The 22,579-nt window shown below is 42.6% G+C and carries 19 protein-coding genes, 2 tRNA genes and 1 pseudogene; 7 read left to right on the forward strand and 15 right to left on the reverse strand.

What is annotated here, in order from left to right; translation table 11 throughout:
• Window positions 1–5: 5 nt before the first annotated feature.
• The 3 genes from QNM16_RS24570 to QNM16_RS24580 all read right to left on the reverse strand — a co-directional run bounded on the left by QNM16_RS24570 (window position 6) and on the right by QNM16_RS24580 (window position 1,114).
• Window positions 6–755, reverse strand: a complete 750-nt coding sequence (locus QNM16_RS24570) for an MBL fold metallo-hydrolase (protein WP_284022862.1) — start codon at window positions 753–755, stop codon at window positions 6–8.
• A gap of 157 nt (window positions 756–912) precedes the next feature.
• A tRNA-Ser gene (locus QNM16_RS24575) sits at window positions 913–1,005 on the reverse strand.
• 18 nt (window positions 1,006–1,023) lie between these two features.
• Window positions 1,024–1,114 (reverse strand) — tRNA-Ser (locus QNM16_RS24580).
• 598 nt (window positions 1,115–1,712) lie between these two features.
• Between QNM16_RS24580 and QNM16_RS24585 the strand changes: the two genes are divergently transcribed.
• The gene (locus QNM16_RS24585) at window positions 1,713–2,591 is read left to right on the forward strand and encodes a diacylglycerol/lipid kinase family protein (protein ID WP_284022863.1); all 879 of its coding nucleotides are present in this window, start codon (window positions 1,713–1,715) and stop codon (window positions 2,589–2,591) included.
• Here the strand turns inward: QNM16_RS24585 and QNM16_RS24590 are convergent.
• Both QNM16_RS24590 and QNM16_RS26485 read right to left on the reverse strand, forming a co-directional pair.
• Window positions 2,569–3,492: a DMT family transporter gene (locus QNM16_RS24590; RefSeq protein ID WP_284022864.1), complete on the reverse strand. Its 924-nt coding sequence runs from the start codon at window positions 3,490–3,492 to the stop codon at window positions 2,569–2,571. The genes QNM16_RS24585 and QNM16_RS24590 overlap by 23 nt on opposite strands.
• Before the next feature lie 91 nt (window positions 3,493–3,583).
• Window positions 3,584–3,676: a hypothetical protein gene (locus QNM16_RS26485; RefSeq protein WP_465251040.1), complete on the reverse strand. Its 93-nt coding sequence runs from the start codon at window positions 3,674–3,676 to the stop codon at window positions 3,584–3,586.
• Here QNM16_RS26485 and QNM16_RS26490 point away from each other — a divergent pair.
• Together QNM16_RS26490 and QNM16_RS24595 are read left to right on the forward strand one after the other, a co-directional pair.
• A pseudogene (locus tag QNM16_RS26490) lies at window positions 3,641–3,805 on the forward strand (GntR family transcriptional regulator); the annotation flags it as partial. The gene QNM16_RS26485 and the pseudogene QNM16_RS26490 overlap by 36 nt on opposite strands.
• Window positions 3,806–3,997: 192 nt before the next feature.
• Entirely contained in the window at window positions 3,998–5,047 is a 1,050-nt protein-coding gene (locus QNM16_RS24595) for an aminotransferase-like domain-containing protein (protein WP_465251041.1), read from the forward strand.
• 29 nt (window positions 5,048–5,076) lie between these two features.
• Here QNM16_RS24595 and QNM16_RS24600 read toward each other — a convergent pair whose 3' ends face one another.
• Window positions 5,077–5,874 (reverse strand): DUF2884 family protein, encoded by a 798-nt coding sequence (locus QNM16_RS24600; protein WP_284022866.1) that lies wholly within the window; start codon window positions 5,872–5,874, stop codon window positions 5,077–5,079.
• A 343-nt stretch (window positions 5,875–6,217) separates the two neighbouring features.
• Between QNM16_RS24600 and QNM16_RS24605 the strand changes: the two genes are divergently transcribed.
• Window positions 6,218–6,400 (forward strand): PA3496 family putative envelope integrity protein, encoded by a 183-nt coding sequence (locus tag QNM16_RS24605; protein WP_284022867.1) that lies wholly within the window; start codon window positions 6,218–6,220, stop codon window positions 6,398–6,400.
• Window positions 6,401–6,462: 62 nt separating this feature from the next.
• Here the strand turns inward: QNM16_RS24605 and QNM16_RS24610 are convergent, their stop codons facing one another.
• Entirely contained in the window at window positions 6,463–6,912 is a 450-nt protein-coding gene (locus QNM16_RS24610) for a c-type cytochrome (RefSeq protein WP_284022868.1), read from the reverse strand.
• A gap of 364 nt (window positions 6,913–7,276) precedes the next feature.
• Here QNM16_RS24610 and QNM16_RS24615 point away from each other — a divergent pair, with 364 nt between their 5' ends.
• Window positions 7,277–11,374, forward strand: a complete 4,098-nt coding sequence (locus tag QNM16_RS24615; RefSeq protein WP_284022869.1) for a S8 family serine peptidase — start codon at window positions 7,277–7,279, stop codon at window positions 11,372–11,374.
• 200 nt (window positions 11,375–11,574) lie between these two features.
• On the opposite strand, the gene QNM16_RS24620 is transcribed toward QNM16_RS24615, so the two are convergent.
• Both QNM16_RS24620 and QNM16_RS24625 read right to left on the reverse strand, forming a co-directional pair.
• Window positions 11,575–12,006 (reverse strand): DUF2721 domain-containing protein, encoded by a 432-nt coding sequence (locus QNM16_RS24620; protein WP_284022912.1) that lies wholly within the window; start codon window positions 12,004–12,006, stop codon window positions 11,575–11,577.
• Between the two features lie 26 nt (window positions 12,007–12,032).
• Window positions 12,033–12,539 (reverse strand): TlpA family protein disulfide reductase, encoded by a 507-nt coding sequence (locus QNM16_RS24625; protein ID WP_284022870.1) that lies wholly within the window; start codon window positions 12,537–12,539, stop codon window positions 12,033–12,035.
• Window positions 12,540–12,640: 101 nt separating this feature from the next.
• On the opposite strand from QNM16_RS24625, the gene QNM16_RS24630 reads away from it, so the two are divergent.
• Window positions 12,641–13,066 (forward strand): YqaA family protein, encoded by a 426-nt coding sequence (locus QNM16_RS24630; RefSeq protein WP_284022871.1) that lies wholly within the window; start codon window positions 12,641–12,643, stop codon window positions 13,064–13,066.
• A gap of 44 nt (window positions 13,067–13,110) precedes the next feature.
• Here the strand turns inward: QNM16_RS24630 and folX are convergent, their stop codons facing one another.
• The 6 genes from folX to QNM16_RS24660 all read right to left on the reverse strand — a co-directional run bounded on the left by folX (window position 13,111) and on the right by QNM16_RS24660 (window position 20,045).
• Window positions 13,111–13,485, reverse strand: a complete 375-nt coding sequence (gene folX / locus QNM16_RS24635; RefSeq protein ID WP_284022913.1) for a dihydroneopterin triphosphate 2'-epimerase — start codon at window positions 13,483–13,485, stop codon at window positions 13,111–13,113.
• Window positions 13,486–13,504: 19 nt separating this feature from the next.
• Window positions 13,505–14,062: a GTP cyclohydrolase I FolE gene (gene folE / locus QNM16_RS24640; protein ID WP_284022872.1), complete on the reverse strand. Its 558-nt coding sequence runs from the start codon at window positions 14,060–14,062 to the stop codon at window positions 13,505–13,507.
• Window positions 14,063–14,120: 58 nt separating this feature from the next.
• Window positions 14,121–14,828 carry a dihydromonapterin reductase gene (gene folM / locus QNM16_RS24645; RefSeq protein ID WP_284022873.1) on the reverse strand — a complete coding sequence of 236 codons (708 nt, stop codon included), beginning with the start codon at window positions 14,826–14,828 and terminating at the stop codon, window positions 14,121–14,123.
• 258 nt (window positions 14,829–15,086) lie between these two features.
• Window positions 15,087–15,920, reverse strand: a complete 834-nt coding sequence (gene nadE / locus QNM16_RS24650) for an ammonia-dependent NAD(+) synthetase (RefSeq protein ID WP_284022874.1) — start codon at window positions 15,918–15,920, stop codon at window positions 15,087–15,089.
• Between the two features lie 78 nt (window positions 15,921–15,998).
• Window positions 15,999–16,616 carry a YceH family protein gene (locus QNM16_RS24655; RefSeq protein WP_284022875.1) on the reverse strand — a complete coding sequence of 206 codons (618 nt, stop codon included), beginning with the start codon at window positions 16,614–16,616 and terminating at the stop codon, window positions 15,999–16,001.
• Between the two features lie 99 nt (window positions 16,617–16,715).
• The gene (locus QNM16_RS24660) at window positions 16,716–20,045 is read right to left on the reverse strand and encodes an ATP-binding protein (RefSeq protein WP_284022876.1); all 3,330 of its coding nucleotides are present in this window, start codon (window positions 20,043–20,045) and stop codon (window positions 16,716–16,718) included.
• A 217-nt stretch (window positions 20,046–20,262) separates the two neighbouring features.
• Here QNM16_RS24660 and QNM16_RS24665 point away from each other — a divergent pair, with 217 nt between their 5' ends.
• Window positions 20,263–22,569, forward strand: a complete 2,307-nt coding sequence (locus tag QNM16_RS24665; protein ID WP_284022877.1) for a penicillin acylase family protein — start codon at window positions 20,263–20,265, stop codon at window positions 22,567–22,569.
• The last annotated feature ends 10 nt before the right edge of the window (window positions 22,570–22,579 follow it).

Here is a 22,579-nt window from a genome sequence, read left to right on the forward strand (position 1 = left end):
CAAAATCATTTAAAACCAAGGGCTTTTTTGGTTTTAGCTTTGACTGAACGCCAGTGTGTGACTGGTACTTTGGGTGCCAGTTGATCGAGGTGATCAAAATTAATGTCACTGAATGGGAGCTCACCTTGATGCGCTAAAATAACGTGAGTTGGTTTGATCTCCCTGATCCTCTGCAAAGAATTACGATATCTGTTTGGATAAAAGACTGGATACGGAGGAACAAGCTGGCCTTTGACTTTAACTAAGAGATCAGCAACGTATAGGCGTTGTGTGTCATGATGATAAAGAGAAAGATCTCTATCTGTATGACCTGGTGTATGCAACACTTGCCACTGAGGAAATTCAGGTAGATAGTCGTTATCGGATAGGTAGTAATCAGCATTTAACTTGCGGCTATACCATAAGTTTTTGCGCGCTTTGTTTTTACGCCCCGCAACCCACAGTGCGAGGAAAATATCAGACCAATGCATCAATATCCCATCGATGCCACTATACCAATGGCCATCAACTTTCGCTGTGGCGATTTTTGCGCTCGTTCGCTTTTTGAGCAAATGGGCACCGCCTGCATGATCAGGATGCATATGCGTGACGACGATCAGTTTCAGATCACCCAATGATCTTAACAGCACGTTACTGATGAAGTCACAGACAAGATCAACATCAGCACGTGTGCAGCCGTCAAGTAAGAGTAATTTGTCAGGATATTCAACTAAATAAATTTGCTGAATATAGCCATCGATAAAGTGGATCTGCATGTGGGTTATCAAGTTTGCGACTGGTATTTATATTCATAACACATCTGACCAGTTTGTGAAGCGCAAATATCAATGAATGGAAAATGGATTTGAAAATAGGGGAGTAAATTTCAGACATAAAAAAACCGTCCAATGGACGGTTCTTTTACAAAGATAATGGCGGAGGGGGAGGGATTCGAACCCTCGATAGGGCTACAAACCCTATACTCCCTTAGCAGGGGAGCGCCTTCAGCCACTCGGCCACCTCTCCGGCGCAAAACTTTAAATATGGCGGAGAGATAGGGATTTGAACCCTAGATACGCTATTAACGTATGCCGGTTTTCAAGACCGGTGCTTTCAACCACTCAGCCATCTCTCCATGGGCAACGATAATACTGATGGAATGAGTCGCTGTAAATAGTTTTTTAATCGTTTGCTGAAAAAATAGACAAAAAAGGGAAGTTATTGAATTGTTTGCCTGAAATTTATACTTTCTGGTAGGGTGTGTCTAAAATATAGACGCAAAAATTCAGCTTGATGACCAACATTAGTTGATCATCAAAATGATGGAGTTGTAATTTACTTATGCATAACCACGTGGCTGAGGCTCAGCGCTCGTCCAATTTTACTAAACCAAGCCATCCATTTGATCTGAGGCTTCGTTGCAATTGGGCTTATTGATTTTTCAGTGGTCTGAGTATGGCCGCACGCAGCAGCTGAGTTAAGCATAGTTTTACTCCAAGTTGTTGACGGATTAATAATTTACTTGTCCATTTTGCATGCGATTTGGTTGAATTTAAAACGATAAAAATTGCCTATGAAGCATTAGAAAAATTAATGAATAAATTATCCTTTTAGATTTAATATTGAGCTAGTGAATATTTATGCAATGGCTTTTTGTGGTTTATTTGGGTTTTTCGGTTTTAATTTCGATCGTTTGAATAGTTATTCAGATAAAAAATATTAAGGTTTTTGTATTGTTAGTTGTTTATAGGCCGCATAGCGGAAAAAAAATGTTGGCGCACAAGACATGGTTAAAAAAAATGGCCATACAGAGACAAGTAAATCTGCAATGGTACGCAACATGTGGCTGTTTTGAAGAGGATGTTGCACAGGTCAAATTGTTGTTGGTGCATCATCAGCAAGTTACTGTATTAGGGGGAGATGGCACATTAAATATGGTCGTGAATGCGTTATTTGATGGCGAGCAAGTATCTCGTTCTACACCAGACAAGCGAATGGCGATATTACCGTGTGGCACAGGCAATGACTTTGCAAGGTCATTTGGGCACTCATTAGCTCAGTGGCGCAGTGCGGTATTTTCTGAGTGTAGCCGTCAAGTTGATGTTGGCTGCGTGGATCAGCGCTATTTTATTAACATGGCTGGTATTGGGTTTAATGCTGAAGTTGTGGAGTCTATGGCTGGCGAAAAACGCTTTGGTGCAATGAGCTATACCTTTTTTGGTATAGCAAAATTACTGACCTATGGTGGCATGGATGTGAAAATTGATGGTGTTAAGCAATCTGTCATGATGTGCCTTTTTGCCAATGGGCGTCATTTTGCGGCTGGGTTGACACCAACGCCGAGCGCGGCACTAGACAGTGGAGCATTGCAAATGTTGGCGATACCTGCGTGCTCATTGCCGAAGCGATTATTAAGCTTTGCGCTGATGTTGGTAGGTCTGCATACTAGACTGCCTTGGGTGAAAGTCAGCAGTGGTCAATGTTTTGAAATAAGCTCACAGGGGGCGAAAATTGAAGCGGATGGTGAATTAATTGCAGTAACGCCTGCTAGGGTAACCACGCATGCGGCGTTACTGAGACTTAATGTGCCTAATTCGTTTGATATTGCTTAGCGGTCGAAAATGGTGTGTATTTAACAAGTAATTTTTTAGGCAACAGCACCAATAAGTTACCTGCGCAGATCAAGCCAAAGCCGATAAATGTATTCACCTGCCAAGTAAACCCTTCAAACAAGGTACTGAGCACCACCGCAACGATCGGAAATAACACTATGATGTAACTGGCGCGTTCTGGCCCGATGTTTTTGAGCAATGAAAAATAACATGCAAAGGCGATGACCGTGCCAAAAACGGCAAGGTAAAAAAGAGACACCCAATAGCTGGTATCCGCCTCGATTATAAAAGACAGTGGACTGAATGCAGTATACGTACCTAGTAATAGACTACTATAAAGCATGCCCCATGCATTGCCTTCCAACACGCCGATTTCACGGTTTGAATTACGGATACTAACCATATTACCCAGTGATGCGGCAAACGTACCTAATAAGGCCAATGCAAGCCCTGTTATTGTGGCTGTTGATAAATCGGTGCTGCCAAGCTCATGCCAAAATAGGCTGACGATGCCTAATACACCAATAACTGCGCCGACATAACTCTTAAAGGCGATTGGCTTTGCAAAAAAGATGCGTGTATTGATCATATTTAAGATCAACATAAACGAGAAAGCGATAGAGGCCATTGCGGAAGATAAAGTACCTTGTGCCCAGTAGAGCAATAAGTAATTAAGGCCAAAATTACCTATGGCGAGGAGTATAAAAAAGCTGTGGTCGATAATATTGAATCGCATAGGCAGCTTTTTCCAAAGGACAAATCCCCACATGCATATTGCAGAAATAGCAAAGCGGTAAAAAAGAGAGACAACCTCATTGACTTGGCCTAGTTGAAATTCAATGGCTAGCCAAGTTGAGCCCCAAATAAGAACGGTCATGATGTATAACAGCCAATTTCTCATTGCTGGTCCTTGTGTGAGTTGATTATTGCAGCTGGTAGCAGTTTACTCGGATAATCTGTGTATAATAGATACAGAAAAATGTAATTTTTACCTATACAGATTTGATGGCAGGGCGTACATGCAAAACGGTCAGTTCCTTTATCAACATGTCATTGAAGTCATCAATGATATGGTTTCTCAGCAAATACTCGAACCGGGTGATAAATTACCTTCGTTGCGAAAATTAGCGCAACAGCTGTCTGTAAGTATTCCCACAGTTAAGCAAGCTTATTATTATCTTGAAGGTCAGGGGCGCATTTACTCGAAAGAAAAGTCGGGGTATTTTTTATCTGAAGTTGAACAAACGACACTACCTCGTCGTTGCAAGTTGGCAACTACACCAACAGAGGTGAATAAGCAATCGTTAATCGAACAAGTATATGAAGGTATACACGGGCAGCACGAAGCCAAATTTGGTATTGCGAACCCAGTTACAGCGATGAGTGATGAGGCTGTGTTGGCAAAAATGATGCGTAGTGTGTTGAAGCAAGCAGGTGATCAGATGCTTCAATATGGTGCAATGGATGGGTTATTAAAGCTCAAGCAGCAAATTGCACAGCGGTATTTACGTATGGGTTTATCTGTTTCTATTGACGATATTGTAATTACTAATGGTGCTCAAGAAGCGTTGGCGATTGCCTTGCAATGTGTTACACAGCCGGGCGATGTGGTTGCTATTGAGTCCCCAGGGTACTTTGGTATCATTGAGCTTATCGAAAACTTAGGGCTACGCGCATTAGAAATTCCAGTTTGTCCTGATGATGGTTTGTGGCTTGAAGATTTGGCGCATGCACTCACTCAGCATGAAGTAAAAGCCTGTATTTGTTCGACTAGCATTAATAACCCCATTGGCAGTGTTATGCCTGAGCATCGTCAGCAGAGTTTGCTTTCTATGTTAGTCGATAATAACGTCACCTTAATTGAAGACGATGTTTATGGTGATTTACATTTTACCAAACATCGTGCAAAACCAATTCAGTATTACGCGCAGCCGAGACAAGTTATCACCTGTGACTCATTTTCGAAAACCGCCGCGCCGAGTTATCGTATTGGGTGGATGTTAGCACCCGGGTATGCGCAAAGGGCAAGGCGCTTTAAACGTGCATTAAGCTGTTCCTCTTCACTGATAAATCAATGGGTTTTGGCTGATTATTTAACTTCAGGTGCATACGATAGACATCTCAAAAAGTTGCGCCTGAGATTACAAGAAAACAAGCAAAAAATGCTGTGTTGTATCCGTCGTTATTTTCCTGAAAATACCAGAATAAGCGATCCCCAAGGCGGGTGTGTTGTCTGGATTGAACTGGATAAAAGTGTGGACGGAGGGGAGTTATTCAACTTAGCGATAGCGCAGGGGATCAGCCTAACACCAGGGCAGTTATTTAGTGCAACTGAACGCTTTCAACACTGCATTCGGTTAAGCTTTGGTTTACCTTGGCAAGATAAACATGAAGTGGGTTTAAAACGGTTAGGAGAGATTGTATCGACCATTATTAAAATGAGTGAATCAAAGTAAAGACTCACTCATTTAGTCTGTTGGTAATTTTATTGTACTGAGTATCGCATTAATGTGTACCCAGAAAGGGTAGGTATAGATTGGGATAATCTTTCCTCTTGTATCGCAATTTGTTCAAATTGATGGCACAGTGACTCTGCACGCAACTCTAGTTGCTCAGCCTGTACAGTAACACGCTGTTCAATGCTCTCACCTAATTTTTCCATCCGTTGCTCAAAGGCGTTGAAATCACCATTCGCGTGCTTCATTTCAGAGCCGATGGACATAAGTAAGCTCCCTATTGACTCAAACATAGCGTTTTTAATTGCACTTTCGACACGAGATTCGAATTCATGCTCGAACTTTTCGCCGAAGTTTGACATTACTTGTTCCCCCATTACAAAGCTACCCTCTTGATAAAAAGTATTGTGTACCTCACTGTTGAGCTCATCTAATAGGCCAGATAAGTCATCTAGACTATCTAGGCTATCTAGGCTAAAGGCCGTTGCGACTTCATCAAGTGCAACACTGGCGATGCTTACAGCTTCAGAGGCTACATCAGCGACTTTTGGCAGTTCGACACGCAACGTTTCAGCATAGAGCGCAAGCGCTTGTTGTTGTTCAGGGGTTACAGAAATCGCTTTGTTATTGATGTGCAATGTACCGTTTGTCGTGATCATCATCTGCTGATCGCCACTGTGCGTTATATATACTTCTTGAGGTGTTATTTTTACATTGTTTTGAAACTCTACTTGGCAATTGTCAGTGGTAATAGAAAAGTCATGGTCATGGTGTGCATAGACGGAAGCTGAAGACAAAATCGCAAGAGATATAATCGTATTTCTCATAGTTTTACTCTGTGTTGTTGATGACATAGAAGAGTAACCAAAGATAATGCCAAGTTTTAAAATTCAATAAAATCAAAATCTTGTTATTTTTTGTTGAATGTGAGGTGAGGCGGTTGGTCAATATTTTAACTAAGTTTTAGCCATTTTTATTAATATTTAGTTTGATTGCTTTTTTTCATCGTGACGATAAAAATCATTCACTGTCAAAGCGGCTTATTTCGAGCTAAATAAGATACTATTCGGAGTGTGCATGCTGAGGTTAAAAGTGACTCCGAAGCCATAACGCGTCAGCTAATATCCGTGTTTTAAAAGTGGATCTATTTTATGAAGATAGGAGCATATCATGGGTAAAACATATTCCTATGACCCATTGGATGATGAGTATCAAGATGAACTTGGAGCATTGAATGAGAAAGATGCGAACCAGCAGCGACAAAAAGTACGCAAAAAATTAGATGATTATCTCGAGCAAAAAAGATTGCGGCGAAACTTAGGAGATGATGATTTTGACTTTTTCGACGATTAACTTTGCAATAAAAATGGCGCATAAGGCTGCGCCTTTTTAATTCGTTTCAAAACGCTGGGCGATCAGTCTTTAAATGACTTGTGACAATCTTTACAACCTTTTGCCCAATTTCTAAAGGCACTTGCAATTATCTTCTTATCTCCAGTTTCTGAAGCCGCTGCGAGCTCTTGCGCGTATTTCGCGAACTTAGAGGATTTTTCATCGAATGTTTTTCTATCGCTCCAGATCGCAGGTAACGCGCTGGTGTCTCCTTTATCTGAGCCTGCTATAAATGCTTCCCAAGGCATACTCGAAAGCTGTGCTGCATTGTGAGCGCGTTGTTTAAAGCGTTCTGCATTAAAAGGCACTTTGCCTTTGAGCATGTCACCCATGTCGCCAATTTGATAGCGGATGAGCTGAAATGCCGCTTTTCGGTATTCGATTGCATCTTCTTTTTCTTCAAACAATGGGTTGGCTTGTACTTGCACACTCATGCCTGCAAGCAAGGTTAATAATGTTAATGACTTCTTCATACGTTGCCCCTTAAATAAATAATTCCTTACCTTTTTAAGGGTTTCTCTGATATTTGGCAAGCAGCTTAGACTAATAACTAGTCTGAAAAAGGGGTTTGAAAATATCTTGTTGCTTTTTTTGGTACTTAATTTTATTTGTGTTTACATATGCGTCGTCCCTAATCTGTTTACTTTCATTTACATAGTAGTTTTTCCTTTAATAACAATGAGTTGTTAAGTTGAATAAATTTAAAGTTTAAAAAATGTAACTTAATTGGATTTCTATTATTGCAATTAACCATGTAGTCACATTATATTGATGAATGATTCTACTCTCTTAAATATAAATAAACACCAAATTAAACAAAAAGTCCTAGGGGAAACTATGGCCAAGTATTCATTCAAAGCGACAGCAGTAGCGATTGCTGTGTCAGGTGCACTAACAACAGCTGCCGCAGGCGCTGCGACAGCAGAAAGTCATGCGCGTGCACTTAGTACTGATGTAACCAAATTCACACAATCTTCAAACCAAGAAGCACGTGTAACTGCTTTCATGGTTGTGTTGAAGCAAGAAACAGCCGCAGATTTGATGGAGCGTGGTAATTACTCGGTGAGTGATGCACGTGCAACGTATGCGTCAATCGAAACAGCACAGCGTGATGTTACTCAACAACTTGTAGAAGAAGTTGAAGGCATCAAAGTGGTAGGTTCTACCAAGTTATTGGCATCTACTTTAATCGTAGAAGCTTCAGCAGAAGCGCTAGCGAAAATTAAGAACAATAAAAACGTAGCGCGCATATTACCTCTTCGTGATTATGAGCTGCATGTTGCTGACGCCAATGAGTATATCAAAGCTGCACCAGTGAACTTATCGGGTTATACAGGTGAAGGCCAAAAAGTTGCTGTACTAGATACCGGCCTTGATTACACTCACGCAGTATTTGGCGGTGAGGGTACAAAAGAAGCTTATGAGGCTGCACAAGCAGACCCAAGAGCGGTAACGTGGCCACAAGGTCAAGTTGTAGGTGGTTATGACTTCATTCGTAACGACCCTGACCCAATTGAAAATGATCCTAACTTCCCAGATCCAACAAGTCCTGATGATGGTGCTTCATCGCATGGTACTTCAGTATCTCACTCAGTAACAGGTATTGCGCCGGATGTTGAACTTTATGCGTACTCAGTATGTGGCGGTGGTTGTCCGTTCGCAGCTCAGTTAGGTGCATTAGAAGCAGCTATGGATCCAAATGGCGATGGTGATATTAGCGATCGTGTTGATGTCATTAACATGTCACTTGGTGGTGAGTTTGGTTCTACTGTCACGTCTGAAATGGATGGTACACAGTATCTTATTCATAAGTTTGTTAAACTAGGTACAAACGTTGTTATCTCTGCAGGTAACGATGGTAACAACCCGTTCCGTATTGGTGGTCCAAGTACGACGCCAAATGCGCTATCTGTTGGTGCAATGGGTCACCCAACGATTAATGACCTGTTTGCTGTTGGTACAGTTGCTGGTAATCGTGTTGAAGTAGGCACAGCCGGCTTTGGTTTCCAAGGTGAATTTGCGTTTTCTAACAACGATGTTGAGATTGTATATCCAGATGCAGCTCCAGAAGGTTGTTTAGTTGAAGACCAAGTCAACCCTGGCGTCTTTTTAAATCCTTTCGCGGATATGGACTTTACTGGTAAGGCTGTATTGATTGACCGTGGTTCATGTGCCTTTACAGAAAAAGCACTTAATGCACAAGAGCGTGGCGCGGCTTACGTTATTATCGCCAATAATGGCCCTGGTGAAGCGCCTGGACTAGGTGGTTCTAACCCAGCGGTAACAATTCCTACGATTTCTGTTCAGCAAGCTGTAGGGACACAAATCAAAGAGATCCTTGCTGAAAATCGCCAGCCAGAATTTAGCTTTAGTATTGAGTCACACTTAGCGATCGATACAGTTGCTGATTTCTCATCACGTGGTCCGTCAATGGATGGTTTACTTAAGCCTGAAATTACAGCACCTGGTGTTAATATCCAAGTTGCGGCAACTGGTACTTATACAGGTTTAGCTGGCGCGACAGGTACATCTTTCTCTGGTCCAATTACAGCTGGTGCAGTTGCACTAGTTCGTGAAGCGAGACCTGAATTGACTGCAGAAGAAATCAAAGCAGTTCTAATGAACACAGCAAATCTAAATGTGATCATGGAACCAACAACGGTCTCTGCAGACTCAGTATTGGCACCTATCAGTTTAATTGGTGCTGGTCTGGTTGACGTAGAAAAAGCAGTAGCTTCAGAGGCAGTTGCTTGGGTTGCACAAGAAGATTTTGATACTAATCAAGGTGCATTATCATTCGGTTTTGATGTGCTTGATGAGACAACTTCATATACTAAGACGGTAACGCTTAAAAACTTCTCTGGCGAAGCTAAAACATATAATTTACGTAAAGAAGCACGTTACTCAAATGATGACGATTCAGGTGCGCTGAGCTGGGATTATCCAGCAGAAGTAACAGTTCCAGCTGGTCAAGCTGTAGAGTTTGACGTCACAATTACGATTGACCCAAGTAAGCTACCTGAATGGGATTTGCCAAACCCACAGAGCTATGATGATCAAGTTGCAAGACCAACTGCGTTGACATTATCAGAGTTTGATGGGGCGCTTATTTTTGATGATGCGTCTACAGATGGTGACCATGATATTCACTTGGTTTATCACGTTCTACCTAAGGCAGCTGAATCTCTAGAGCTTAGTTATGACGACGACAATAGATTAGCTGTTGTAAATACCGGCTTTGACACGATGTCTTTATATACTGAACAGCTTGTCGCTATGAACAGCGAAGCTGGTGAAGGTGATGAGGCGTTTGCAATTAAAGGGGTTACATTCAATGCAGTTGCATCTGATACTTGTAGTTCTGGTGCGTTCTTCACTGCGTCAGTGGTCTTAGAAGACGAATTACTAATGCACCGTCAGGCTGGTTATCAATTAAATCTTGATATCAATAATGATGGTGTTCATGACTATGCGTTAGCAAACTATAACGACGTAGGCAGAAGTGCTGCAGTTATTGGTCGTATGAGAACAGTAAGTGGTCCGATTGTAGACGGTAATCCTGCATGGGCATTCTTAACGGCTGGTTATCATCAAAGTGGTACAGATACTATCACTTTCTCTGCTTGTACAGACCTTATTGGATTAACTTCAGCTGATTTCTCTAGTGATGCTCAGCAAACAATCATCGGTATTGAAGCGTTGGTAGGTTATGACAACTATCAATTAGGTATTTCATCAGTAACTGACTCAATATCTGGTACTGCGAACTTCACTAATTTCGCACCTGCAGTGTTAGAGGATGCATCAGGTCAACGTGTAACTAGCTTAGAGCCAGGTCAAAAAGCATATGTTAATGCAGTGAACTCTTTTGCTATCTCTAGTGACGACAGCGTAGTAACGGTTGTAACAAGCCAAGATCTTGCAGGTCCTACAGAGCCAGAAACACCAACACCTGAAATCGTTGAAGCATCATTTGACGTTGCTGAAAACACTGAAACAGGTACTGTTTTCGGACAAATTGAACTTGTTGAGCATGAAGGTAGTGCTGATATCTCTGAGTTCCTAGTGCGTTCGAGCAACCACGCAGGTGTGACTGTGTCTAAATCTGGTGAGTTAGTAGTTGCTGACGGTGAGCTGCTTGACTATGAAGCTGGTTACATGGCAACACTTGTAGTTGTAGCGATTGATGTTGAAGGCAATATTTCTGATGAAGCTGAAATTTCTGTAAATATTACAAACGAAATTGATACTGACGAAGAGAAAGCGCCATATATCGCAGAAGGGCAAGAGTTTGACGTTCAAGAGAACGCTGAAGAAGGTACTGTGATTGGTCATCTTGAGTTTATGGACCAAGACGACAATGTTGTAGAGTTTGAAGTTGAAGGCTCAGATGCCATCGCAATTGATGCAGATGGTCAAATCACAGTTGTAGGCGAAATTGACTTCGACGCCGGCGAGACGATAGAAGTATCTGTTGTGGCTGTTGATGGCGACGATTTAGAGTCAGAAGCAGTGACTGTGGTATTCAACGTAGAAGAAGACGAATACGAAGGCAAGCCGATGATTGAAGAAGGTCAAAGCTTCAACATCGAAGAAAATAGCCCAATCGGTACTGTGATTGGTCAGCTAACATTCTCTGATTTCGACAATGACGTTGTTGAGTTCATCGTAACAGGCAGTTCACTTATCTCTGTTAATGAGCAAGGACAAGTACTTGTTGCTGGTAACCTAGACTTTGAATTTGATCGTCAGTTTAGCTTTGATGTTAAAGCAAAAGATGCACAAGGTAAGCATTCAGACACGGTTCGCGTAGACATTCGCTTAATCGATGTGAATGAAGACAATGGTGACGATGATGACGATTCAGGTTCACTAGCTTGGTTGACATTACTTGCTGCACCATTTGCTGCGCTGCGTCGCCGTAAGCAAAAGTAAGATGTTATTGTCAGCTTAGCTTGATAATAGCAACATAAAAAACACCGGCATTGGCCGGTGTTTTTTTATGCATTGCAAAGTTGTAAAAACAGCCATTGTGGAGAGGAGGTTGATGGTGTAGCGCACAAGGCATTATTACTTTTATGGCTAATAAAATATCGATAAATCATGGTAATAATGTATTAGTGTTATGAAATTGCTTAGCCTATGTCCTTAAAAATCATACCGCGTCGCATACTGCGTGTCGCTAACATGACCTCAGTCAATAGCGCTAAAAAAGCGCCTATTAAGAGTAACATCGCGGCGATGAAGCAGCTTGAAATTGTCACACCAAGTGACCAGGTATATAAATGGGAAATAAATAACAAGACGACTACAGCACATACCATGAGTGCACTGAGCACACTCATACTAAACGCAACATGGATACAGCGAGAGCGTTTTAATAAAGCACGCATCTCTTGTGTGAAAGTAAAGTGTAATGCCTCATCCAAGTTTGCATTGAGCTTTCTATCAAGCAGCCTTGCCCTGTCAGTGATCCGTGCTAAACGATTAGATAAAACCCCAAGAAAAGCGGCAATACCCGTCAATAAAAAAACGGGTGCAACCGCTGTTTGGATAACCTTGGCCATCGTTAAAATGTTGACCACGTCTGAATTTAATTCCACTTTACCTGCTCTATAATATTGTCAGTTTCACCTATTAAAGTGTTAATCACACGGTTATTTTCATCAAGTAGTATTAGGCGTGGTACGCCTTTATTCGCATATTGGCTGTATATCGTGCGCTTTTCATCGCTGATAAGTGGAAAGGTCACACTATATTCTTGAGCAAATTGTGTGAGAGATGCGGTGTTTTCTTCTCGGCCAATAGCTAAAATGGTCAGTGTTTTGTCTTCGACGAGCTTAGAAGCATTGAGCTGCTGAAACAGACGTTGGGAGTCAGAACACCATGTTGCAAAAAGTATGACTAACTTTCTTGATGGTTGATCACGCAAATTAACTGTTTGGTCATGGATGTCTTTCAATGAAAGATGTTTAAACACTTCCCCTTGGCTTATATAGGTTTCATAATCAGGGTTTGGTGTCACTTCTGTGGTGCCACATGCACTGATCGATAAACACAAAGCAGCGGCTGTGCCGATTGTGAATAGACTTTTTATCATTGTGTATTTCCTTATGTTAGGCTGGCGTTATTTACGCGTATTTTGCATCACATAGCAAGCTTTGTGGTGGGCATTTTTTGCAAGGTTATTGTTCTTTATATATGGCTTATTTCAGTCTTTTCTTTAGCGCCTTGATTGCAGCGACTTTGTTACCTGCGTCATCGGAATTGCTGCTTTCGGGTATGGTTGTTAAGCAAACGGGCTTATTGTGGTTATTATGGTTGAGTGCGACTTTAGGCAATGTGATTGGCAGTTGTGTGAATTATTATTTAGGTACTCAGGTGGAGAGGTTAAGCCATCATCGCTGGTTTCCAGTATCACCAAGAGCGTTAGAAAAAGCGCGCGGCCATTTTCAAAAATATGGCACAGTAAGCTTATTGTTTGCGTGGTTGCCTGTTATTGGTGATCCTTTAACGCTGGTTGCTGGCGTTTTTAGAATAAAATTCGGTCTCTTTTTGCTATTAGTGAGCCTAGGAAAGGGGTTGCGATATGCCTTGGTGATCGCGTTAGCACTGGAGTTACTTTAAATTAAATAAAGCCTTAAAGCTGGCGCCATAAGGCTTAGCCAATATCAGTCAATATTGCGTTTTTTTTGCCACTCTAATGTTAATGATACGGAATCTGCAAACCTCAATGCATGAGGCTTGTCGACCCGTACTCGTGCAAATGTCACATCGGGGTGAATATGGCATTGCGCCAATATATCGGCCACGAGTTTTTCTAATAATAAGAAGTGCCCGTTCTCTACTAACTTGATAACTGACTTGGTAATGGTCTTATAATTTAACGCATGTTCTACTTCATCTAATTGCACACACTCAGTATCTGCTGGGTAATGTATTTCAATATTGATGACAACATCTTGTTTCTTTTCACGCTCTTCATCGTTAAATCCGATAAAAGTGCGCAGTCTCAGATTAGTTATATTGATAATTGCATTGTGCATCATGGCCTATCCTTGCAAGCTAGCCGTGTTTGACGAGTTGTAAAAACTCGTTACGCGTTTTTGCATCTTCTCTAAAGTTACCTAGCATGACTGAAGTACGCATTTTTGAGTTTTGTTTCTCAACACCGCGCATCATCATACACATATGTTTTGCTTCAACAATGACTCCCACACCTCTTGCACCTGTTACTTCCTCAACCGCTTTAGCAATTTGGTGAGTGAGTTGCTCTTGGATCTGAAAACGACGAGCAAACATGTCTACAATTCGAGCAAACTTAGATAAGCCTAACACTTTACCATTTGGAATGTAAGCAATGTGGCAACGCCCGACAAAAGGCAGTAGATGGTGCTCGCACATTGAGTACAGTTCGATATCTTGAATGAGGACCATATCATCTGCATCAGATGAAAATACGGCATTGTTGGTGATTTCATCTAGCGTTTGTCGGTAGCCTTGAGTTAGATATTCCATTGCTTTGGCAGCGCGTTTTGGTGTATCAAGTAGGCCTTCGCGATCGACATCTTCACCTACCGCGTTAATGATCTCTTTATAACTGTTTTTTAAATCTTCATGCATAATATGACTCACAATTCATTATCTGATGAGTTCAAGCGAATTATCACGTCGCTTAAACTTACTTAAGGTGTCTTCCACCATCTACGGCAAGTGTTCTACCTGTTATATAGTTGCTATTGAGCAATAGCTCAATGCTCGCAATGACTTCTTGGCATCCTGGTTCAATGCCCATTAAAGACTTTTGCAGTGTTTTAGTTTTATAGGCCTCATCATCATGCTCATTAAAAATGATGAGAGATGGCGAGACGGAATTAACTTTAATATTGGGGGCGTATTTTGCTGCAAATGAACGGCTCAGATTGTCTAAAGCGGCTTTGCTGGCTGCGTAAGCTACGTGTTTAGGGCTGCCTTTTTCTGCAACATAGTCGGTGATGTGCACAATATCACTCACCTCATTTGAGGCTTGCAGCAGAGGTGCTAAAGCCATATTGAGCAAATAAGGGACTTTTGCGTGAATCCGCATCATGTTATCAAACAAGGCATCATGATCTGGGTTAAGCTTTTCGCAGTCCCAGCTTGATGCATTGTGAATGACAGCACGTAAAGCACTTGTTTGTTCTTTTATTTTCTCTACAAGTTGCGCTATTGCATCTGGCTCATTGAAGTCGACTTGGATGCATGTTGCACCGCTTGCCTCTAACTCATCGACGCTTTTATGTCGTGTCCGATAGGTTACAATCAGCGGTAAATCAGCAGAAATAAAGTGCTTTGCAAGTGCAAGCCCGATACGTTGTGCTCCACCGGTAATTAAAATTGGGGCTGCCATTATGTTTCCTTAAAAAGTGGTGTCTTGTGACTATAAGTTTGGTGAAATAATCAGAACACGCTGTGCTTTTGGCACTATCACTGACACATTTGCCAAATTAATACGGGACGAGTTACCTTTATGATCACTAACTTAGCATGGGTTTTCATTGACTGTATAGCATCTTGTTACTTTTTTGTTAAAGTTTGGGCCCAGCCTGACAAAAATAAAAAAGGGTGCAAATTGCACCCTATCTTCAGGTAAATTCTGTGCTTATGCTTACTCATCATATACAGTCGGAATCGGCTGTCGTTTGTGCTGCGTGCGCAGATAGATAGTAACAAGCTTATCTTCAACTTCTTGTGTGACAGGTTTGCCTTCCAAGAAGTCATCGATGTTGTCATAGCTCAATCCGAGTGCATCTTCATCAGCTAGACCAGGTCTATCACATTCTAAATCAGCAGTGGGTACTTTATCGACCAGTTGCGCAGGTGCGCCCAATTGCGCGGCAAGTGCACGGACTTGGCGCTTTGACAAACCAAATAACGGTGCCAAATCACAGGCTCCATCACCAAATTTAGTATAAAACCCAGTGATATTTTCTGCGCTGTGGTCCGTGCCAACTACAAGACCGGCGCTTAAACCTGCAATCTCATATTGTGCAACCATACGTTGTCTCGCTTTCACGTTACCTTTAACAAAATCTATTTGGGTCTGTTGAGGTAGCGTCAGATCCGCATCTGTCATTGCTTGCATAGCCTGCTCATGCATAGCATCTGCAGCGGGTTTGATATTGACAGTCAGTCGCTTTGTGGGCTTTATAAAGTCCATCGCCAGCTGGGCTTCATCCTCGTCGGCTTGTACTCCATAGGGTAGTCGCATCGCAATGAATTGATAAGATTTATCAGGGTGAGCTTGATTTAATTCATCAACTGCCAATTGGCAAAGGCGGCCGCAGGTTGAAGAATCAACACCGCCGCTGATCCCAAGGACAAGGCTTGTGCAGTGTGCAGATAGCAAACGCTGCTTGATAAACTGAACGCGACGTGTGATCTCTTCCGTCACGTTGATGCTAGGTTTAACTTTCATTTCGGCAATTATTGCGTCACGCATTGAATATCCTCAGGCCTATTTATTTTCTTCACAACCAGTGTAATTGATCCACAAGTCTCTGGGCAACGATGTTTTTAGTTAAAGTCCAAGATGCTGCTTTATGGCGTTAAGCTCGGCTTTTAATTGATTAATTTCCTCTAGTAAGGCATTTAGTTCATTTGGATTATTGATATCAGCTTGTGCTGACGTTTGTGGCTCTGGTGCATCACCAAATAAATGTTGATAACGACTTTCGCGTTTGCCAGGCTCACGCTCTAGTTTCACGACGAGCTCTTTTTCTTGCAGCTGAGCTAATGCCGTTTCAACTTCACTGACATTGCTAAATTCAGCTAAGCGACCACTGCGGGTTCGCAATTCCCCGGGTGTTTGTGGGCCACGAAGCAACAACAAGCATACAATTGCACGTTGTTGCTCGTCTAGTTGTAAGCTACTGAACTCAGTATTACAAAAACGGTGTGTGTATTTAGTTACACGTCCAGATAATGCTTCATCACACATCACTAATCGTTGTGTTTTAAGCTGTTCTAAGCCATCTAATACATCTGATTCAGTCAGTGAAAGTACGGGTTCTCGATTGGACTTTTGATTGCATGCATTGGTAAGGGCATTCAATGAAAGCGGATACTGATCAGGTGTGGTTGTTTCTTTTTCTAGTAGGCAGCCAATTAGGCGCTGTTCTATTGTAGTGAGCTTCATAGTTTCCCTTTTCAAATCGTATCGTAATATGAAACGTGGCCATGTTTGATTGTGACTAACCGAGTGTGCACATGTGAAACTTAGGCCATTAAATTAGCTTTACTCTATGCTATTTAAGGATATTTTCCTAGATGTGCTGGTCCACTCTTGAAGTGATTTTGTCAGTAAATCAAAATCGATGGGTTTGCTTAAATACGCATCCATGCCTGCGGCAAGGCACTTCTCTTCATCGCCTTCCATCGCGTTCGCAGTGAGTGCAATGATGACAGTATCTTTATGTTGTGTGCCACCTTTACCTTGACGAATAACTTGTGTGGCTGTGTATCCATCCATTTCAGGCATTTGGCAATCCATTAAAATGATATCGTAAGGCAGTTCTTTCTTTTGTAAGTGTTCAACGGCTAAGCGACCATTGGCCGCGCAGTCTGCTTTGATCCCAATTTTCGACAGTAGGCTGAGTGCCACTGTTTGATTTATTTTATTGTCTTCAACAAGTAACACCGAACAATCTAGCTGTATGTTTTGGTTTTCCTGTTGTGCCGTGTGCTGTTTTTGTACCAGTGCCAGTGCGGTTGCAGGAGTTAATGGGGCAAGCACAGTGTTACATTCATGCACTTTTGGCAAAGCCGCCAATTCATCTGGGGTATGGCACAAAATAGCATAATGAAGTTGATGTTTTTTTATAAATGAGAATAAAGCTTGAGAGATCAATTCTGAACTCTGCGTGAGGACTGTGGCTGTTACTATGAGTGCTGGATGGGTGTTAGTTTGTGATTCGCAGAATTCTAACGCATCAGGGATGGTTAAAAAGTGCTCTGTCGGCACTCGCCATGCATTGAGCATATGTCTGGCACTTAACTCAGTTTGTGGGTGTTGATCGATAATGAGTAGGTAATCACTGGTACTTTCGAGTGCTTTTATGGGTTGCGCATCTTGTAATTCTATATAAAAAGTAAAGGTACTCCCTACGGAGAGCTTGCTGTATGCATGCAAAGCGCCGCCGAGCAATTCGCACAGCTGTTTTGCAATGGTCAGTCCGAGCCCCGTGCCACCGAACTTACGCGTAGTGGAGGGATCTGCTTGTGTGAAAGAATCAAATATTTTATCCAGCTGCGCCTTGCTAATCCCAATGCCGGTATCTTCAATGCTGCACCATAGGCGCGTATTTTGATTGCTTTGCTCTGTGTAGCAAGTCAGAGTTATCTTGCCGTTTTCGGTGAATTTAATGGCATTACTGATCAAATTATTCAATATCTGCTTTAAGCGGTGGGGATCGGTGTTGGCAAATTGATACTGCATATTACGACTATCGAGGAACAGCTCTGTATGTTGATCAATGGCCTTCGGGGCAAAGGCAGCAAAACAATCGCTGATAATTTGAATGAGATCACATTGCACAGTGTCAATCGACATTTTCCCTGCCTCGATCTTAGAGAAATCGAGGATATCATTAATGATGGTCAGTAAAGATTCTGCAGAACTTTGCGCCAGCGTGAGGTGGCGTTTTTGTCCGTCATTTAAGTTTGAGCTGTTAAGAATATTAAGCATGCCTAAAATCCCGTTCATCGGCGTACGTATCTCATGACTCATACTGGCTAAAAAGGACGCTTTGACTTTGGCTGATTGCTCGGCGAGCTCTTTTTCCATTACTGCTTGATGTTGCGCTCGCTGCTGTTGTTGACTGCTAAACAGGCTCGCTAGCATGGCTGCGATGGCTTTTAAAAATCGCTTGTCACTTTGTGTCCACTGTGGATAAGCGGTATTAAACTCTGCGGTTAATGCACCGTATAAAGTGTCCTTAAAGAAAATGGGAACAAATACAATGGCATCGATCTCAAATGGAGATAAATATTGCTCATTGATCGCACGTGTTACCGAATGACTTTTGGCTGACCAAGCTTCTATGGTATGTCTGCTTATTAAAGCATTAAATAAAGCGGCTTGAGATGTTCTGCGCCAAGGTGGATAGTGTTGTAAGCTGTCCTTTTTAGTATTGCTAAAACAAGCTGGATATAGATGGGTTTGCTCGTCATTGAACAGCCAGATACTGGCTCGTGTCGCTCCAACGCCTTGGCTGATAGTGTCTATACAAAGCTCTTGGGCACGATCTATATGGCTATTTAAAATAGCTTCATGTGTGCTCAGTTGTGCCAATAATTCATTATTTTTGGCAACCTTTTCGTGTTCAACCTCCATGGTTTTGCGTTGATGGATGTTTTGAATAGAGCCAAACACTTCGAGGGTTTTGCGACCGGATGTTTTCGTTTGAGCTTTGATCAGAACCCAGCAGGGTGGTTTATCTTTTGGGACGATTAAAAACTCGCCTTGGAAATTTTTACCGTTTTTAATCGCTAAACTCATAGCATCTTGAAAACGCTTTCGCTGAGCTCCCTCTTTAAAAAATTCAGTACTGCCCATCCAAGTTGGTTGGTAATGGGGTGGTACATTGAAAATCTGCTGAGTGACGGTGGACCAGTTAATATGATGGCTGCTGAGCTCTACAGACCAAGCCCCAACTTCTGCCAAAGAGCCCATGCTGGTCAGTGAATTTGCTTGATCTTCGAGTTGTTTTAATAGTCGTGTAAAGAAGACAAACGCGACCATAAAAATGATCACTATAGTGAGTAATGCAAGACGAAATGGCCACAGGGCTGATTCTTCTCCAGACCAGCCAAAGCGAGGTGCTGCATAGAGTACCCAAGAGCCCGATGGCACGTTAATTTCAAAGGTTAATGGGTTTAGTTGCTGAATATCACTTGTACCATAAAAATATGCGCCCTGTGTACCACGGGCATGTTGTCCGCGTATGGCGATTTGATAGCTGTCTTCAAGTTCATTGAGCTGCGTATTTTGATATAGCTTTTGCATATCAATGACCACAGAGAGTAGACCCCAAAATTGTCGGTCAGCATCATAAACAGGTACGCGCGCAATAAGGGCTTCTCCGCCTTGTACAAGTTTTAATGGGCCTGCTAATACAATCTCACCTGTTTGCTTTGCTTGCAGTGCCTCGATACGTTGCGTGGGGTGGGTACGATAGTTTAACCCCAGTGCTTTTTCATTACCTTCCAGCGGATAGATGAATTTTAAAACCATGTCTGGGGCGGCGCCCAAGTTGCGTAAAATTTCATCGCTTTCAAAAAGAGGTGCGGCGATCTTGGCAAATTTTTCTTGGGTCAGTGTTGGCTCATTACCCAATGCAATTGCAAGCCCCCGAACTAATTGAATATTTGCAGCCAGCTGTCCTTCAATTCTCGTCCGATATACATTCACTTGCTCATAAGTGCGGTTTTTTTGAACTTCAATGAGGTGTTTATAATTTACTCGATCGACATACCACCCTGTGGCAATGATCACAGTTAACAGTATGAGCACTCCGAGCTTTGATAAGATAGCTTTCCTTGGCGGCACAACATTCTCTGTTTGCATGTCTGGTCTGTCGGTTCCATGAATATGATAACTATAGTTGGCTTGCTAAAAAGTCGCCAAATCAAAGTGCTTTAAATGAATTGCAAAAAAAGAATGATAGGTTCATTGATGTTAACGTGTTTTTGAATCTGGCTCATTGACTTGCTATAACTGATGGGCAAGTTGCTCGATGGTGCTGAGGACGCAGGTACTCGCTCACTCAAATAAAGGAAGGTTTATGCTGAAATGGTTAAAAATAGGTATTTCAATTACGGTGATAGGGGTATTGGCTGTGACTGCAATGATTTATGGTGTGCTCTCGTTGAGTTTACCCGCGCTGGATGGGCATGCAAAAAGTCAGGCGCTAAAAGCGCAAAGCACGTTGAGTCGAGATGGTATAGGACAGGCCGTGATCACGGCAAAAAGTCGCCAAGATGCGGCTTTTACTCTGGGGTATGCCCATGGTCAAGATCGATTTTTTCAAATGGATTTGTTGCGACGTAATGCAGCTGGAGAACTTAGCGAGCTATTTGGGGAAGGCGCACTCGGGCTTGATAAGTCACTGAGATTCCATCAATTTAGACAACGCAGTGAGCAGATTGTTGCCGCAATGAGTGAGGCGGACCGTACCTTGCTCGAGGTATATGCGCAGGGTGTTAATGAAGGCCGTGTGCAAGCCGGTATGTTGAGTTTTGAATATTTACTGTTGGGCACTGAGCCGCGTCCATGGCAGCCTGCTGACTCATTGCTGGTCATTTTTAGCATGTATTTAGACTTGCAGGCTGCGACTTTCAAACGAGATAAAACCTTGATCCATATTGCCGAGCAGTTTGGTCAGCCAATGGTCGATTTCATATTGCAGCCAAGTCAATATCAGGCTGCGCTAGATGGTAGTCTGCTCGCCATGTCCAATGTACCCATTCCAACTTTAGATAAACCAAACCTGTCAGTAAAACAGATCCCTCACATTACACAAGCCCCTATCTTTGGCAGTAATAACTGGGCTGTGATGGGGAGTTTGACCTCAACTGGGGCTGCTATGGTATCTGATGATATGCACCTTGGCCTCAATGTGCCCTCAATCTGGTACCGCGCCCAGTTGAATTATCAAAGTGAATCTGCCGAGCCAGTTACTGTGACAGGGGTAAGCTTACCTGGGGTGCCAGCAATTGTGGTGGGCAGTAATGATAAAATTGCTTGGGGCTTTACCAATGGCTATCTAGATACCGCAGATTGGATAGCGTTGTCTGAGCAAGAGCCTCTGCAAAGCATCAATGAAGAGATTAAATTACCAAATGGCCAAGTACATACCTATACATTATCGCTCAGTAGATTTGGCCCCGTTAAGGCGTTTAACGGTAAACAATATGCGCTGCAGTGGGTAGCACACCAGCCTTATGCGGTTAACTTAAACTTGTTGCAGCTGGAAACTGCTGAGTCTGTGGTACAAGCTCTGAATATCGCACCGCATGTTGGCATTCCAGTACAGAATTTAATGGTGGTTGATAAGCTGGGCAATGCAGCGTGGCGACCTATTGGCGCCTTGCCTGCACGGGTGTTTCCGAGTGATTTAGCTGTCTCGGCTAATCGTGCTGAGTTATCGTTATGGCAGAAAAATGAGCTTGTTCGGCCTCAAGTCGTTAACCCTGATAATGGTAAGCTATGGACCGCGAATTCACGCGTTATGTCAGCACTGGACCACCGTCGTTTTGGCGATGGGGGATATGCACTTGGTGCGCGTGCGGTACAGATCCGCGATAGATTATTGGCGGGTAGCCAATTTAGTGAAGCTAGCTTTAATCAGTTACAGTTAGATAATGAAGCGCGTTTTTTACTGCCGTGGCATGAACTGCTGGTTGAAACCTTATCAAACTCTCAGGCCCCTTTAGCTGATCAACAACAAATCCTAGATTACTTGGCTGATTGGCAAGCTTGTGCATGCAGTGACTCAGTAGGCTACACCTTGGTGAAATATTTTAGAAAAAGTGTGATTGACACCGTATTTAGCCCCATTGAGTCCTCTTTAAATGCGCAAGATGAAACGCTCAGTCACTTATCTCGGTATTTTGAGCCCGCACTTTGGCAGCTCTTGGCGTCTAAACCAACAAGTTGGTTGGCGCAGCATGCAGATTGGCAGCAATTACTTGAGGCTGCTTTTTCCCATTCTCAGAAAAAGCTGACAGCACGTTTTGGCAGTAATATGGCAAACTGGACATGGGGCAACGTCAATATGCTTACTGTGCAACATCCATTTAGTCAGCAAATGCCTTTTTTAAGTCGGTTTTTAGACATGCCTGCAGTCCCAGGTTTTGGCGATAGCTTTATGCCAGCAGTGCAAGGAAAGCGTTTTGGGGCATCACAGCGCTTTATTGCGCAGCCTGGTTTTTTAAATAATGCCGTGATGACAGTGGCTGGGGGTCAAAGTGGTCACCCGCTTTCGCCTTATTATCGCAGTGGCTTTGATGCCTATGCACAAGGTGAATTGACGCCATTACTACCGAGTGAAATAAGACATACCATCACCTTATCTATTCAAGAGGAATAACTTTAGTCGC

Origin of the sequence: Pseudoalteromonas umbrosa (assembly GCF_030125375.1) — a bacterium.
GTDB classification, from domain to species: Bacteria; Pseudomonadota; Gammaproteobacteria; order Enterobacterales; family Alteromonadaceae; genus Pseudoalteromonas; species Pseudoalteromonas umbrosa.

What these genes read in the sequence shown, in the direction of transcription:
- QNM16_RS24615 (WP_284022869.1), top strand. Translation starts at nt 7,277, where the DNA reads ATGGCCAAGTATTCATTCAAAGCGACAGCAGTAGCGATTGCTGTGTCA.
- QNM16_RS24665 (WP_284022877.1), top strand. Translation starts at nt 20,263, where the DNA reads ATGCTGAAATGGTTAAAAATAGGTATTTCAATTACGGTGATAGGGGTA.
- nadE (WP_284022874.1), bottom strand. Translation starts at nt 15,920, where the DNA reads ATGCGTGACGCAATAATTGCCGAAATGAAAGTTAAACCTAGCATCAAC.
- folX (WP_284022913.1), bottom strand. Translation starts at nt 13,485, where the DNA reads ATGCACAATGCAATTATCAATATAACTAATCTGAGACTGCGCACTTTT.
- QNM16_RS24600 (WP_284022866.1), bottom strand. Translation starts at nt 5,874, where the DNA reads ATGAGAAATACGATTATATCTCTTGCGATTTTGTCTTCAGCTTCCGTC.
- QNM16_RS24570 (WP_284022862.1), bottom strand. Translation starts at nt 755, where the DNA reads ATGCAGATCCACTTTATCGATGGCTATATTCAGCAAATTTATTTAGTT.
- QNM16_RS24630 (WP_284022871.1), top strand. Translation starts at nt 12,641, where the DNA reads ATGGCTTATTTCAGTCTTTTCTTTAGCGCCTTGATTGCAGCGACTTTG.
- QNM16_RS24660 (WP_284022876.1), bottom strand. Translation starts at nt 20,045, where the DNA reads ATGCAAACAGAGAATGTTGTGCCGCCAAGGAAAGCTATCTTATCAAAG.
- QNM16_RS24625 (WP_284022870.1), bottom strand. Translation starts at nt 12,539, where the DNA reads ATGATAAAAAGTCTATTCACAATCGGCACAGCCGCTGCTTTGTGTTTA.
- folM (WP_284022873.1), bottom strand. Translation starts at nt 14,828, where the DNA reads ATGGCAGCCCCAATTTTAATTACCGGTGGAGCACAACGTATCGGGCTT.
- QNM16_RS24595 (WP_465251041.1), top strand. Translation starts at nt 3,998, where the DNA reads ATGATGCGTAGTGTGTTGAAGCAAGCAGGTGATCAGATGCTTCAATAT.
- QNM16_RS24605 (WP_284022867.1), top strand. Translation starts at nt 6,218, where the DNA reads ATGGGTAAAACATATTCCTATGACCCATTGGATGATGAGTATCAAGAT.
- QNM16_RS24590 (WP_284022864.1), bottom strand. Translation starts at nt 3,492, where the DNA reads ATGAGAAATTGGCTGTTATACATCATGACCGTTCTTATTTGGGGCTCA.
- folE (WP_284022872.1), bottom strand. Translation starts at nt 14,062, where the DNA reads ATGCATGAAGATTTAAAAAACAGTTATAAAGAGATCATTAACGCGGTA.
- QNM16_RS24655 (WP_284022875.1), bottom strand. Translation starts at nt 16,616, where the DNA reads ATGAAGCTCACTACAATAGAACAGCGCCTAATTGGCTGCCTACTAGAA.
- QNM16_RS24610 (WP_284022868.1), bottom strand. Translation starts at nt 6,912, where the DNA reads ATGAAGAAGTCATTAACATTATTAACCTTGCTTGCAGGCATGAGTGTG.
- QNM16_RS24620 (WP_284022912.1), bottom strand. Translation starts at nt 12,006, where the DNA reads ATGGCCAAGGTTATCCAAACAGCGGTTGCACCCGTTTTTTTATTGACG.